The following is a 13,831-nucleotide window of genomic DNA, read 5'->3' on the forward strand; positions in this document are numbered from 1 at the left end:
CACAGAATCTTCGCCAGACAAGGCGGAAGCCACTTTCAGAGCATGTCCAGCGCTGTCTTGTGATCCGGCGCGGGAAAGGCATCGGAAAGGGCCTTCCATTCGTCATCCGAAAGCCTTATAAGCGCCGCCGCGGCATTTTCCTCGGTGTGTTCGGGAAGGCTGGCCTTGGGAATGGCCACGATATCCGGCTGTTTCAGCAAAAACGCCAAAAGCACCTGCATGGGCGCGGCCTGGTGTGCCCGGGCAATTTCCTGCACGGCCGCATTTTGCAGCATCCCCCGCCGCAGGCTGCCGCCCTGTGCCACCGGGCAGTAGGCCATGGGAATCACGCCCCGTTCCCGCATCCAGGGGAGCAGGTCATATTCAATTCCCCGGGAACCCAGATGATAGAGCACCTGGTTTACCGCGCATTTTTCTCCGCCTCTGACGCGCCAAAGTTCCTCCATATCCTCCCGGTCAAAGTTGGAGACGCCCCAGCGCCGGATTTTTCCCTCCGCCTGAAGTTCCTCCATGCATTCCACAGTCTCCCGGAGAGGAATACCGCCCCTCCAATGGAGCAGATACAGATCAAGATATTCCGTGCCCAGCCGCTTTAGGGATGCTTCACAGCTTTCCCTCATATGCCGCCGCCCGGCATTGTGGGGGTATACCTTGGAGACGAGAAACAGGCCGTTCCGATCCATGCCGCGGATGGCCTCGCCGATGAGCTGTTCCGAGCGCCCGGAACCATACATCTCCGCCGTATCGATGAGCGTCATGCCGTCCTGAATCCCTCGGCGGATAGACTGCTTTTCGGTTTCCCAAAGCCCGGCCCTTTCCCCCATTTTCCACGTTCCCTGGCCCAGCCGGGGCATGAACGCCCCATCCGGAAGCCGGACAACCAGCCCGGCACACGCTTCTTTGCTGTTTTCCATATCCGCATCCCTCCTGTCCTTTTTGCCAGTATACCATATTTCCCCGCAAAGGCATATCTGCTATAATGAAAAAAACACGAAAAGGAGCTGGGCAACCCTTTGGAAGTTTTTCTATATCTTCTCGGCGGCGCTCTATCTGTCGGCAGGCTACGCCGTCTACCGCCGGCTTTTTATCCGCCGTCGGAGCAATAAACCCTATGACTGCCATGGAAACGACCCGGTCCGTGCCCAGGCCCATGAGCAGGGGCTTCTCTGGCTGAAAGCGCATCCGGGCGAGGATGTCTGTCTTTCCTGCGGGGGCACCACCCTCCGGGGCCATTTCTTCTCCCAGGATTCTCCAACTACGGTACTCCTGGCGCATGGCTATAACTCCATATGGAAATCCCGCCTCTCCGACGCCCCCTTCTACTATGCCCGGGGTTACAATCTTCTGCTCATCGACCAGCGCGCCCATGGAGAGAGCGGTGGCCACCGGATTGGCATGGGTGCGCTGGAAAAGGACGATCTTTTGGAATGGATGCGCTGGATCCGGGAAAGATCCGGGAAAGACTGCCGTATCCTGCTGGACGGCGTTTCCATGGGCGGAGCCACAGTGCTTCTGGCCGCGGGAGCGCATCCGCCGGAAAATCTCCGGGCTGTTGTCAGCGACTGCGCCTATACCAATGCCTATGCCCAGTGCGCCTATCTCGCCGGGCAGGAGTATTCCCATTCCTGGGCCAAAGGCTTGCTTTTGCCTCTCGTGAATCTCTATTGCCGCCTGCTGGCGGGATACAGCCTCACGGACGCTTCCCCTCTGGATGCCGTGGCCCGGGCGGAGGTTCCCATCTTCTTTCTCCATGGGCAGGAGGACCATTTCGTCCCCACAGCTATGGCGGAGGAGCTCTTCCACGCCTGCGCGAGCGGGAAAAAGGAGCTGCTCCTAGTTCCCGGCGCCCGCCATGCCGCGGCCCGGAGCCATGCACCAGCTCTCTGCCGCGATGCTCTTTCCCGGTTTCTCGATAGTCTTGGCCTGTAATTTTTCGGATTCCGCAAAAAAATGGTTGACATTTTTTAAAAAGGCGCATATAGTAGGAGCATAGAAAAACCGATGCGGAAGAAAAGTAGCCCTTTGATTCCTTCCCAGAGAGAGCGGCGGATGGTGGAAACGCGGCGGCGGGAAATTGGGTGAATGGCCTTCCAAGGGCGGTCCTGAACAAAAGAGTAGGGATCGACGGGTTCCACCCCGTTATCAGGAAAACGCATATGATAGTATGCGAAAAGCGGACTTTTCAGTCAATTTGAGTGGCACCGCGAATGAATCTGTTTCATCCGTCTCATACCGAAGAATCGGTATGAGACGTTTTTTTTATAAAAAGATGAGATGAGTTTAGATGAGAAAGGAAGAAAACATCATGAAAAAAGCAACAGCACTGACCCTTGTTCTCCTTATGGCCCTGGCCCTGTTTGCCGGATGCGGCGCTCCCGCCGAGAACAGCGCCTCCCCCTCCTCTTCGGCTGCGCAGGAATCCCAAAGCGCCGCCAAGGATTCCTATACCGTCGCCATCGCCCAGTATGCCCAGCACGGTTCGCTGGATAACTGCCGGGAAGGCTTCATCGACGGGCTCAAACAGGCGGGCTTTGAAGAAGGGAAAAATCTGACCATTGAATACAAAAACGCCCAGGCAGACGGCGGGCTCAATAATCAGATCGCATCGGCCCTGGCCGGGACAAATCCGGATCTGATCTGCGCCATCGCCACCCCCATGGCCCAGGCCTGCTATAATGCGGCGGGCAAGGCCAACATTCCGGTCATCTATACGGCAGTCAACGACCCGGTTGCCGCCATGCTGGCAGGAGAGGACAAAATGCCCACGGGCAACGTCACCGGCACCAGCGATAAGCTCCCGGTGGAGGAACAGCTCAAGACCATCCGCGCGATCCTTCCCGAAGCAAAGACCATTGGCATTCTCTATACCACAAGCGAGGTCAACTCGGAATCCTGCATCGCGGAATACCAGGCGCTGGCCCCGGAATATGGCTTTGAAATCGTCACCAGCGGCGTCAACAGCACGACGGAAATCCCCATGGCGGTGGACGCCCTGTTGCCCAAAGTAGACTGCCTCTCCAACCTGACGGACAACACGGTAGTAAGCTCGCTGGCCCTCATTCTCGACAAGGCCAATGCCCAGAACATCCCGGTATTCGGCAGTGAGATCGAGCAGGTGAAGCTGGGCTGCGTGGCCGCAGAGGGCCTGGATTACTTCAAGTTGGGCCAGCAGACCGGCGCCATGGCGGCCAAGGTCCTCAAAGGGGAAACGACCGCCGACCAGATGGCTTATGAGGTCATCGAGGGCAGCAGCCTTTATGTCAACAGCGAGGCGATGGCAAAGCTGGGTCTGACCCTTCCCGAGTCCCTGAAAGACAGGGTGCAGGAAGCCGCCGCCTGAATACGACACACAAAAATCACCCATGAGGCGGGCAGAAACGCCCGCCTTGTGGTATTTTTCCATAAGGAGTTGTTATCATGACCATTGTCCTTGGAATTTTTGAGCAGGGATTGATCTATGCCATCATGGCGCTGGGCGTCTATATCACCTATAAGATTCTGGACTTTCCGGATCTGACCGTAGACGGCAGCTTTCCCCTGGGCGCGGCTCTCACCGCCCTTTTGATTACCAACGGCTGGGATCCCTTTCTCTGCCTCCTTCTCTCCTTTCTGGCGGGCCTGCTGGCCGGGGCAATCACCGGGCTGATCCATGTGAAATGCCATGTCCGCGATCTGCTTTCGGGCATTATCACCATGACGGCCTTGTATTCCGTGAACCTGCATATCGCAGGCTCCAGCAATGTCCCCATCTTCAACATGAACACGGTTTTCTCCAACCCGCTTGTGAATTCCATCTTCCCGGCGGAAATGAGCGCCTATGTCCCTATCATCCTGCTCTTCCTTCTGGTGCTCCTCTGCAAAATCCTGATGGATCTCTATCTGAAGACCAAATCCGGGTTTCTTCTCCGGGCCGTGGGCGATAACAACATGCTGGTGACCACCCTTGCCAAGGACAGCGGCAGCGTGAAAATTCTGGGCCTAGCGCTGGCCAACGGCCTGGTTGCCCTGGCCGGCGGCGTCATGTGCCAATACCAGCACTTTTTCCAGGTTTCCATGGGCACGGGAACCATCGTCATCGGGCTGGCCTCGGTCATCATCGGCACCAACCTCTTCAAAAACGTGTCTTTCCTGAAGGCGACGACCACCGTCCTCATCGGCTCGATCCTCTATAAGGCCTGTGTGGCCATCGCCATATCCTGCGGGCTGGACCCGACGGATATGAATCTGGTCTCGGCGATCCTCTTCCTGGCCATTCTGGTGTTGGGACGTCTGGGCGGCAAAAAGAAGGTGAAACTCCATGATTGAACTCAGCAATATTTCCAAATATTATCACCCCGGCACGGTCAACGAGCTTTGTCTCTTCCGTCATTTTAACCTGACCATCGCAGACGGCGATTTTGTCTCGGTGGTGGGGAGCAACGGCTCGGGCAAAACCTCGCTTCTGAACATCATCTGCGGCAGCATCGGCGTGGAACAGGGCTCCATCCGCATCGGCGGCACGGATATCACCCGCCTTCCCAGCCATAAGCGGCACCGCAGGATCGGCCGGGTCTTTCAGGACCCCTCTCTTGGAACCTGCCCTTCCATGACCATCCTGGAAAATCTCTCGCTGGCGGATAACAAGGGAAAGCCCTATAACCTGGGCTTCGGCATCAACAAAAAGCGCAAAGAGGCCTATCAGGAAATGCTCCATTCCCTGAACTTGGGACTGGAAGATAAGTTGAATGTCCCCGTGGGGAATCTTTCGGGCGGGCAGCGGCAGGCCCTCTCCCTTTTGATGGCTACCATGACTCCCATCGAATTCCTCATTCTCGATGAGCATACCGCCGCCCTGGACCCCAAGACCGCCGAGCGGATCATGGAGCTGACAGGGCAGATCGTCGCAGAAAAACGACTGACCACCATCATGGTGACCCATAACCTGCGCTATGCCGTGGAATACGGCAACCGTATGCTCATGATGCACCAGGGACAGGTAATTCTGGATAAAAGCGGAGAGGAAAAACAGGCCCTTACCGTGAATTCCCTGCTTTCCCTCTTCAACGAGATCAGCATCGAATGCGGGAATTAAAGCCAGGCGAGGGCGCTGCATCCTATTGTTTTTTGATCCATAAGCGCCAACACGAGCGGAAGCGAACCATAGATGCAAAGGAGAATAAATAGGATGGGACCAGACCCCAACAGCATATATCCAAACGCAGACGTCCGGCAGGTAGTATACATCAAAAATGTCATCACCCGGCCGAATATCCTTGTGGGAGACTATACATACTATGACGATAGCAACGGCGCCGAACGGTTTGAAGAGCACGTTACGCATCACTATGAATTTTTGGGCGACAAACTAATCATCGGGAAATTCTGCGCCATTGCAAAGGGCATTGAATTCGTGATGAATGGTGCGAACCACCGGATGAACAGCGTAACGACCTATCCCTTCAACCTCATGGGCGGCGGATGGGAGAAATTCACGCCCGGCATAGAGGATCTGCCCTTTAAGGGCGATACAGTCGTCGGCAACGATGTCTGGATCGGGCAAAACGTGACAGTCATGCCCGGGGTTCATATTGGGGACGGCGCTGTTATCGCGGCAAATTCCGTCGTCACAAGGGATATTCCTCCCTATGCTGTCGCCGGCGGAAACCCATGCAGGGAAATTCGCAGGCGGTTTGACGAGGAACTGATTTCCTATCTGCTCGAACTGAAATGGTGGGATTGGGACGCGGAGAAGATTTTTCGAAATATGGACGCGCTTTGCAGCAAAGATTTGCAGAAAATCCGAAAAATAGCAGACTGACATGAGAAACCCCCGGCAATGCCAGGGGCTTTTTCTTTTTTTCTATTCTTCCGGCTGGGGAGAATCCGATGGGGCCGGATCGTCGGGCACGGGACTGACTGCCGGGCTTGCGGCGGGTTCTGTCGGATTTGTGGTCGCGGCCGGCTCGGCGGTTCCCTCCGGCGGCACATAGATGGGCATATCCACCGAAGAAATATCGATGGTGCCGCCCGTTTTTCCCTCGCTTTCCAGCACGGGAAGGATATTGGCGAGCCAGGCCAGCTTCTCTTCTATTTTATCCGCCTGCCCAAAATTGGCATTCATTCCGTTTTTCAGCACCAGTGTAATGCTGTTGACATCCTCCAGATCCATGCGTGCGATTTTGTCTGTCATATTATACTGGGCAAAGGTTTCCAGAAGCGTCGTCATGATGTCCTGTTTATAGGTATCGTCCGTGCGGATCTTGGCCCCCAGGGCAAATTCCGTCACGTTAATGCCCTCAATGATGGGCAGATCCGGCCGATCCTTCTCCATGCAGCTTTCGAGAATAAAGCCCGTGGAATCCGTCACCACATAGGCGCCGCGGAACTCGAAGCAGGCCGTTCCCTGCCGCTCGCTGACCACCAGCGTGATGGTGTTGGGAAAGGTATATTCAATGCCTTCCAGAGTGAGATACGGGTCCGCCTCAACGCCGGCCTTTGCCAGATCCTTGTTGACGTTGAACACATGCGTCCCGGTTTTGATTCCCGAAAGGCCGATGATATATTCGCTGCTCAGCTTCTGATTGCCCCGGACGATGATCTGCTCCGCCCGGATATATTTGTAGCCGAGAAATCCCAATCCGCCCAGAAGAACGATGGTCAGCAGCAGAATCACCACGCCGCGGCCGCTCATCCGCCGCCGTTTTTTTATGGGCAGATCCGGCTCCTCTTCCATCCGGCGCAGCGGTTTTTCCCTTGCGGGGCGGGCCGGGCTGCTCTCCACCCGGCGGCTGGCCCAGGAATCCTCCTGCGCCAAACGGCTCCGGCCTGTTCCGGCGGAAACCTGGCTGCCCCGGGCCCGGGGAGCTTCGGCGCGTCTCCTTGCTCCCTCCGCTTTTGGCCAGGCCTGAGAACGCCCCGGCTCCTGCGGGCGGCGGCTTTGGGAAAGGTTTTGTTCCGCCGTCTGCCGTGCAGCCGCCTTTGGCCGCTCCGCCGGTTTCCCGGAAACCGTTTTTTCCTTCTTCCGAGGCGCACGAACCTCACCCTGCCGCGCTTTTTCCGGCAGCCGGGTACCGTTCTTTCCTTTTTTTGCGGGAACCGGCTCCGCGTCTAAAAAGTTGTTCGTGCCTTTCTTTTTTGCCATAGCTTCCTCTTATAATCCCCCGCGATACAGTTCATCCGCTTATGTATTCCGTTTTCCCGGAACTCTTTTCGCCCATAGAAAAATGCTTTTGACCATCTGAAATGCTCCCGCCAGAATCATCAGAGCGGGGATCAGCAGCAGGAACACGCGCGGCGGCGCAAATGTCTCCCATATTTTGCCCAGATCTAGCGTCCCGCCGATGATATACAGCGCTCCGGCTCCTGCGCCCATGAGCACAACGCCCACTCCGATATCCAAGGCACAGTGCAGAAAGCCGTTTTCCGCAAAGCGGCCGGATGCAACGAGTATCCCCAACAGGATTACCAACGGAACTCCCAGGAACAGGCCGCCCATAAAGAGAAAAAGCTCTCCCGTGCCTCCCCCGGCAAGCACCGCTTCTTCCGGGCGGGAGGGATTATACCAAACCGTTCTCTGGCTCCCCTGCTTTGGTACCGTTCCCGTTCCATATTCGGTGGAAACCGTATATTCCCTGCCATCCACTTGATAGGAATATATGAGAGTATAGGTAGTTTTCTCTGCATCGCTGGAATAGACGCGGCTGCCGGAAAGAAATCCCAGCGTCTCTTCAAAATCCCGATGAAGCTCATTTTGGCGGGAGGTATCCCGTATTCCGAAAAACAACAGGATGATTCCGCAGACAATGCTGACAGACAGCAGCAGTATGCTAATTTTCGTTTTCATAGGCGCCGCTCACCGGGGATGTCCCTCTTATTCCGTCCCTTCCGGGTTTAATTCTATATTATACACTATAACAAAAAAAAGGGAAAGTCCCCCTCGGGCCTTCCCTTTTCCATATTCCGGAAGCATGTTAGCATTCCCGGCGGATATCCGCCCCCAGGCTGCTCAGCTTATATTCCAATGCCTCATAGCCCCGGTCGATATATTCAATGCGGGAAACCGTACTTTGCCCCTGGGCGGCCAAGGCCGCCAACACAAGCGCCGCCCCGCCCCGGAGATCGGTTGCCGTGAAATCCGCAGGATGCAGGGAATATACGCCGCTGATATAGGCGCTGTGGCCTTTGACTTCCGCTTCCGCCCCTGCTTTTTTTAATTCGTCTATATGGCGCATCCGGTTCTCAAACACGGTTTCCGTGATCCGGCTGACTCCATTGCAGAGCGCCGCCACCACACACATCTGGGCCTGCATATCCGTCGGAAAATCCGGATAGGGATTCGTCGTGAGATGAAAGGGCTCCAGCCGCCCGCCTACGCGGATCCAGAGGCTATCCTCCTCCTCGCGGATGCGCGCTCCCGCACCCCGGAGGATGTCGATGGTTCCCCGGACATCTCCGGGATTGACCGAAAGAAGGCGCAGCTCTCCCCGGGTCACAGCAGCGGCCGCAAGAAAGGTTCCCGCTTCGATCCGGTCGGGAATGCAGGTGTGCTCGGCCCCATGAAGGCGAGAGACGCCCTCGATGACGATACGGCTGTTTCCCGCGCCCCGGATCTTTCCGCCCATGGCCAGAAGCAGGTTTTGCAGGTCGACAATCTCGGGCTCCCGGGCGGCGTTTTCAATCGTCGTCGTCCCCTCTGCCAGCATGGCCGCCAGGATAGCGTTTTCCGTCGCCCCCACGCTGGGATAGGAAAGGCGGATATGCGCGCCCCGCAGCACCTCCGTCCGGCAATGAATGGTGTCCATCTCCTCCTCGATCTCCACGCCCAGCTTCCGCAGGGCGTCCAAATGCTGGTCGATGGGCCGCGCACCGATCTCGCATCCGCCGGGATATTGGAACACCGCCCGGCGCATCCGGCCCAGCATGGAACCCAAAAGGAAGATGGATGAGCGGATTTTTTTGGAGAGTTTTTCCGGCATGGCCACCGTTTCAATCTCCTTGGCTGCCACGCAGATGGTATTTCCGGAAAACCGGACATGGGCCCCCAGCTTTTCCAGAATTCCCTGCATGCTGAAAACATCCCCGATGCGGGGGCAATTATGTAATACAACCTCTTCCTCCGTCAAAAGGCAGGCTGCCAAAAGCGGGAGGGCCGAGTTTTTTGCGCCGCTGACCGCGACTTCTCCGCGCAGCGGAATGCCGCCATTGATGATGAATCTACCCATAGCGCCGACACCTCGATATCAAAAATCACCCGTTTCCAGGGGAACGGATATTTTATTCTATGCGGCAGGCCGGCGGCAAGTGCTCTTTTTTGGTTATTTGCGTCGAATTACGCCGCCCGTCCCCCTCTGCCCCTTCCGGATGAACTTTTCCCTTGTATAATGGCAAAAAAACGTAGTATAATAGTTGCAGTTTGGTTAAGAAGCGACAGGAGGGAACAACCCGATGACGGAAAGCTATACTGTCAAGGATATTCAGGTTCTGGAAGGTCTGGACGCCGTCCGCAAGCGCCCGGGAATGTATATCGGCTCCACGGGCTACCGGGGCCTGCATCACATGCTCTGGGAAATCATCGACAATTCCATCGACGAGGCCGCCAACGGCTTTGCCGATACCATTGATATCATATTGTATCCCGACGGGAGCGTTTCGGTGGAGGATAACGGCCGCGGCATCCCCGTGGGCATCCATCCCGAGCTGAAGGTTTCGGGGGTAGAGGTGGTCTATACCCAGCTCCATGCCGGCGGCAAATTCAACAATGCCAGCTATGCCTATTCCGGCGGTCTGCACGGCGTGGGGGCCAGCGTCGTCAACGCGCTTTCCAAATGGCTCAAGGTGGAAGTATACCGGGATGGCCAGATCTATTTCCAGGAATACCGTTCCATAGAGGAAAACGGCAAGCTGCATGCCGGCAAGCCGGTGGCTCCCCTCGCCGTGATCGGGACAACCCAGAAACGGGGCACCAAAGTCACCTATCTGCCCGACGAGGATGTGTTCGACGGGCTGGATGTACATTTCGACAAGGTGGCCCGGCGTCTCAAGGAATTGGCCTTTTTAATCAAGGGGCTCACCATTCACCTGACGGACAAGCGGGGCGACAAGGATAAAAAGGTGACCTTCAGCTATTCCGGCGGGCTTTCGGATTTTCTTGTGGATATGAACAAGGAAAAGACGCCGCTGCATCCCCTGCCCATTCTCCTGGAGGGCTCGAAAAACGGCGTGCAGGTTATGATCGCCATGCAGTATGTCGAAGGGGAGAGCGAAAACATCTATTCCTATGTCAACAACATCCCCACGCCCGAGGGCGGCACCCACGAAACCGGATTCAAAACCGCCCTGACCCGGGTGATGAATGACTATATCAAAAACACCGCCTTTGCGGCCAAGGAAAAGATCTCCTTTGAGGGAGAGGATTACCGCGAAGGGCTGACGGCCATCCTCTCCCTCAAGATGGCCAATGTCCAGTTTGAAGGGCAGACCAAAACCCGCCTGGGCAATACCGAGGCGCGCACAGCCGTGGACGGCGTTGTCTATGAGGAGCTTTCCCAATATTTCGCCGATCTCAACAATGCCGCTCTCTGCACGAGGATTGCGGAAAAGGCGCTGACCGCGGCCAAGGCCCGCATCGCTGCCAAAAAGGCCAAGAAGATTGAGCGGGAAAAGAGCAAGGCTGACAGCGCGCCTCTCGTGGGCAAGCTCTCCAGCTGCACGGGCCGCAAGGCAGAGGACAACGAGCTGTTCATCGTGGAGGGCGACAGCGCCGGCGGCAACGCCAAAATGGGGCGCGACCGGCGGTTCCAGGCGATCCTTCCCCTCCGGGGCAAGCCGCTGAATGTGGAGAAAAAGCGCATCGAGCAGGTATTGCAGAACGACGAGTTCCGCTCCATTATCACGGCTCTGGGCGCCGGGTTCGACAAATCCTTTGACGTGAAGAATCTGAAATACCACAAGGTCATCATCCTGTCTGACGCGGACCAGGACGGTGCCCATATCCGCACCATCCTCCTGACTTTCTTTTTCCGGTATTTCAAGGATCTTTTGAAAAACGGGCATGTGTTTATCGCCCAGCCGCCGCTCTACAGCATCAAAAAGGGCAGGAAAACCCTTTGGGCCCATACGGACAAGCAGCTGGAGCAGGCCAAAAAGGAGCTGGGCCGGGGCGCGGAGGTCAAGCGCTATAAGGGCCTTGGGGAAATGAGCAAGGAACAGCTTTGGGAAACCACGCTGGACCCGGCTGCACGGGTATTGGTGCAGGTGACGCTGGAGGACGCCGCGGCAGAAGAAAGCATCGTTTCCACCCTCATGGGCGACGCCGTGGAGCCCCGCAAGCAGTATATCGGCCAATACGCCAACTTCAACAAAAAAGATAACTTCAAGGGAGCCGTTCAATGAGAGAGGAACTGAAAAATATCATTCGCACGCCGCTGGAGGATGTGATGCACGACTGCTTCATGCCCTATGCGGAATATGTCATCATGGAGCGGGCCATTCCCCGGGTGGAGGATGGCCTGAAGCCAGTGCAGCGGCATATTCTCTATTCCATGCACGAGATGCAGGTGCTCCCCACGGGCAGCCATAAGAAATGCGCCCGCATTGTGGGCGACACCATGGGAAAATACCACCCTCATGGCGACACCAGCATTTATGATGCGCTGGCCCGCATGGCGCAGGACTTTTCCATGAATGTGCCTCTCATCGACGGGCAGGGCAATTTTGGCTCTATCGACGGCGACGGCCCGGCCGCCATGCGGTATACCGAAGCCCGGCTGGCCCCCATTGCCCTTGAAATGCTGCGGGATCTGGATAAGGATACCGTTCCCTTCCAGCTGAATTTTGATGATTCCCAAAAGGAACCCGTCCTCCTTCCCGCCCGCTTCCCCAATCTGCTGGTCAACGGCTCCACGGGCATCGCCGTGGGCATCGCCACCAATATTCCGCCTCATAACCTGGGCGAATGCATCGAAGGGACGGTCTACCGGATGCAGCATCCGGACTGCACCCTGGAAGAGGTCATGAAATACATTAAAGGGCCGGATTTCCCCACGGGCGGCGTAATTCTCGGCAAGGATGGGTTAAAAGAGGCGTATTTGACCGGCAAAGGCAAAATCACCCTGCGGGCAAAAACTGAGCTGGAACATCTCAAGAACGGAAAGACCCGCATCGTCATCACCGAGCTTCCCTATGAGATCCGGGAATCCGCCATGCTGAAAAAGATTCAGGTGCTGCGGATGACCAAAAAGGAGATGTTTGGCGGCATTACCGATGTCCGCAGCGAAACCGACCGGACGGGAATCCGGGCGGTTATCGAGCTGAAAAGCGGCGTAGACGCGGAAAAGGTGCTGGACTGCCTCTTCAAATATTCGGATATGCAGATCACTTATGGCATCAATATGATGGCGATTGCCGACGGGCAGCCCAAGCTCCTGGGTCTGCTCAGCCTGCTGGATTACTATATCGCCCATCAGCGCCGCGTCGTCACCAACCGGGTCAACTTCGATATTGAACAGGCCCAGGAAAAGGAACACAAGCTGGCCGGCCTGATTATCGCCGTCACCAACATCGACCTGGTCATCCAGATCATCCGTTCATCGGCCAACACCAAAGAGGCCAAATCTCGGCTTATGGAGGAACTGTCCATCACCGGCGTTCAGGCCCAGGCGATTTTGGATCTGCGCCTGGCCCGGCTGACCCAGCTGGAAGTGGATACCCTGCAAAAGGAATATGCCCAAGTGGTGGCCCTGCTGGCCGAGCTCAATGAAATTCTCGCCTCGCCCGGCAAGCTGGACGGTGTAATCATCGGGGAAATGCAGGAGATCCGCTCCAAGTTCAACATCAAGCGCCGCACGCCCCTCTCGGCAGACAGCGCCGATATCGTCATTGACGAGGATCATTTCAAGGTCGTGGAAGAATGCTCGGTCATCTATACCAAGGGCGGGAATTTGAAGCGCATGAGCAAAAAATCCCTGGGCAAGGGGGCCGACGCCGGGGAGATCGAATATAAAAACCAGCCGCGGCAGGTGATTGAAACGAACACGGACGCCAAGCTCCAGCTCTTCACCAACCGGGGCAACCTCTATACCATCGATGTGGCCGCTATCAAAGAGGCCAAATGGAAGGATGCAGGCAACACCATCAATTCCCTGCTGGCAGGTATGGAAAAGGGAGAAACCGTGCTGACCGTTCTCTCCCCCGGCCCGGGCCGACTGCTCACGGTCACCCGTTCGGGCCTGGTGAAGCTCACCGACCGGGAAGAATTCAACACCCGCAAGAGCAAAATTCTCGCCTGTGGTTTGAAAGAGGGCGACGAGCTTCTCCTTATTGAGCCGGAGGATATGGACCGTCCCAGCCTGCTTCTCGTCACGGAAAAGGGCATGTCCATTCGGTTCTCCAAAGAGGAGATCAGCCTGCAGGGCAAAAACGCCAAGGGTGTGGGCGGCATCAAGCTGGCCGCTGGGGATCAACTCGTTCTGGCCAGCCAGGTGAGCGATGAAGGCCGGGTGTATGTATTCACCGAACAGGGCTTTGGCAAGGAAACGGATATTGGAGAATACGAAATCCAGGGCCGCAACGGCAAGGGGCTTAAGACCTTCTTCTGGGCCAAGAGCGGTGCCAACGGGACTCGTCTGATCTCAGCATTCTATGTCAACCCTCCGGCGGCTTTCCGTCTGCGCACCAGAACCGGCCAGACTTACGACGTGGTTTCCGCGGATATTCCGGCAGACGCCCGCTATGGCAAGGGATCGCAGCTGGTTCCCGCTATGCTGGGAGATACAGTAGAAGCCGTGGAATGCCTCTAACCTGCTTTCTTTAAAAAGAAAGCAGGCAGAACATTTACAGGCGGTTATCCTTTTCC

11 protein-coding genes and 1 other annotated feature are annotated in these 13,831 nt (G+C 56.5%); of the genes, 7 read left to right on the forward strand and 4 right to left on the reverse strand.

Features of this window, described 5'->3' with window-relative positions; all coding sequences use genetic code 11:
* Positions 1-35: 35 nt before the first annotated feature.
* A complete protein-coding gene (locus tag H8693_RS03825; protein WP_249279848.1) occupies positions 36-914 on the reverse strand; it encodes an aldo/keto reductase in 879 nt (292 codons plus the stop codon).
* Between the two features lie 22 nt (positions 915-936).
* Between H8693_RS03825 and H8693_RS03830 the strand changes: the two genes are divergently transcribed.
* From H8693_RS03830 to H8693_RS03850, 5 genes are all read left to right on the forward strand, one after another.
* A complete protein-coding gene (locus H8693_RS03830; RefSeq protein WP_249279849.1) occupies positions 937-1,929 on the forward strand; it encodes an alpha/beta hydrolase in 993 nt (330 codons plus the stop codon).
* Between the two features lie 63 nt (positions 1,930-1,992).
* Positions 1,993-2,233 (forward strand) — a binding site (T-box leader).
* 72 nt (positions 2,234-2,305) lie between these two features.
* A complete protein-coding gene (locus H8693_RS03835; RefSeq protein ID WP_249279850.1) occupies positions 2,306-3,340 on the forward strand; it encodes an ABC transporter substrate-binding protein in 1,035 nt (344 codons plus the stop codon).
* Between the two features lie 77 nt (positions 3,341-3,417).
* The gene (locus H8693_RS03840; RefSeq protein WP_249279851.1) at positions 3,418-4,305 is read left to right on the forward strand and encodes an ABC transporter permease; all 888 of its coding nucleotides are present in this window, start codon (positions 3,418-3,420) and stop codon (positions 4,303-4,305) included.
* On the forward strand, positions 4,298-5,071 hold the full coding sequence (locus H8693_RS03845; RefSeq protein ID WP_249279852.1) for an ABC transporter ATP-binding protein: 774 nt from the start codon (positions 4,298-4,300) through the stop codon (positions 5,069-5,071). The genes H8693_RS03840 and H8693_RS03845 overlap by 8 nt, the downstream gene beginning before the upstream one ends.
* 93 nt (positions 5,072-5,164) lie before the next feature.
* Complete coding sequence (locus H8693_RS03850; protein ID WP_249279853.1) at positions 5,165-5,797, forward strand: Vat family streptogramin A O-acetyltransferase; 633 nt, start codon at positions 5,165-5,167, stop codon at positions 5,795-5,797.
* 42 nt (positions 5,798-5,839) lie between these two features.
* Here the strand turns inward: H8693_RS03850 and H8693_RS03855 are convergent, their stop codons facing one another.
* The 3 genes from H8693_RS03855 to murA all read right to left on the reverse strand — a co-directional run bounded on the left by H8693_RS03855 (position 5,840) and on the right by murA (position 9,200).
* Entirely contained in the window at positions 5,840-7,120 is a 1,281-nt protein-coding gene (locus tag H8693_RS03855) for a cell division protein FtsQ/DivIB (RefSeq protein WP_249279854.1), read from the reverse strand.
* A 39-nt stretch (positions 7,121-7,159) separates the two neighbouring features.
* Positions 7,160-7,822, reverse strand: a complete 663-nt coding sequence (locus H8693_RS03860) for a DUF3592 domain-containing protein (RefSeq protein WP_249279855.1) — start codon at positions 7,820-7,822, stop codon at positions 7,160-7,162.
* Positions 7,823-7,949: 127 nt separating this feature from the next.
* Positions 7,950-9,200 carry a UDP-N-acetylglucosamine 1-carboxyvinyltransferase gene (gene murA / locus H8693_RS03865; protein ID WP_249279856.1) on the reverse strand — a complete coding sequence of 417 codons (1,251 nt, stop codon included), beginning with the start codon at positions 9,198-9,200 and terminating at the stop codon, positions 7,950-7,952.
* Between the two features lie 223 nt (positions 9,201-9,423).
* Here murA and H8693_RS03870 point away from each other — a divergent pair, with 223 nt between their 5' ends.
* The gene (locus H8693_RS03870; protein ID WP_249279857.1) at positions 9,424-11,370 is read left to right on the forward strand and encodes a DNA gyrase/topoisomerase IV subunit B; all 1,947 of its coding nucleotides are present in this window, start codon (positions 9,424-9,426) and stop codon (positions 11,368-11,370) included.
* Positions 11,367-13,775 (forward strand): DNA gyrase/topoisomerase IV subunit A, encoded by a 2,409-nt coding sequence (locus tag H8693_RS03875; protein ID WP_249279858.1) that lies wholly within the window; start codon positions 11,367-11,369, stop codon positions 13,773-13,775. The genes H8693_RS03870 and H8693_RS03875 overlap by 4 nt, the downstream gene beginning before the upstream one ends.
* Positions 13,776-13,831: the final 56 nt, after the last annotated feature.

Source organism: Guopingia tenuis (genome assembly GCF_014384805.1).
In the GTDB taxonomy this organism is placed as follows: domain Bacteria; phylum Bacillota; class Clostridia; order Christensenellales; family Christensenellaceae; genus Guopingia; species Guopingia tenuis.

Bases quoted from the DNA above. Each gene is read 5' to 3' on its own strand.
- H8693_RS03825 (WP_249279848.1), bottom strand. From the start codon at position 914: ATGGAAAACAGCAAAGAAGCGTGTGCCGGGCTGGTTGTCCGGCTTCCG.
- H8693_RS03835 (WP_249279850.1), top strand. From the start codon at position 2,306: ATGAAAAAAGCAACAGCACTGACCCTTGTTCTCCTTATGGCCCTGGCC.
- H8693_RS03840 (WP_249279851.1), top strand. From the start codon at position 3,418: ATGACCATTGTCCTTGGAATTTTTGAGCAGGGATTGATCTATGCCATC.
- H8693_RS03845 (WP_249279852.1), top strand. From the start codon at position 4,298: ATGATTGAACTCAGCAATATTTCCAAATATTATCACCCCGGCACGGTC.
- H8693_RS03850 (WP_249279853.1), top strand. From the start codon at position 5,165: ATGGGACCAGACCCCAACAGCATATATCCAAACGCAGACGTCCGGCAG.
- H8693_RS03855 (WP_249279854.1), bottom strand. From the start codon at position 7,120: ATGGCAAAAAAGAAAGGCACGAACAACTTTTTAGACGCGGAGCCGGTT.
- H8693_RS03860 (WP_249279855.1), bottom strand. From the start codon at position 7,822: ATGAAAACGAAAATTAGCATACTGCTGCTGTCTGTCAGCATTGTCTGC.
- murA (WP_249279856.1), bottom strand. From the start codon at position 9,200: ATGGGTAGATTCATCATCAATGGCGGCATTCCGCTGCGCGGAGAAGTC.
- H8693_RS03870 (WP_249279857.1), top strand. From the start codon at position 9,424: ATGACGGAAAGCTATACTGTCAAGGATATTCAGGTTCTGGAAGGTCTG.
- H8693_RS03875 (WP_249279858.1), top strand. From the start codon at position 11,367: ATGAGAGAGGAACTGAAAAATATCATTCGCACGCCGCTGGAGGATGTG.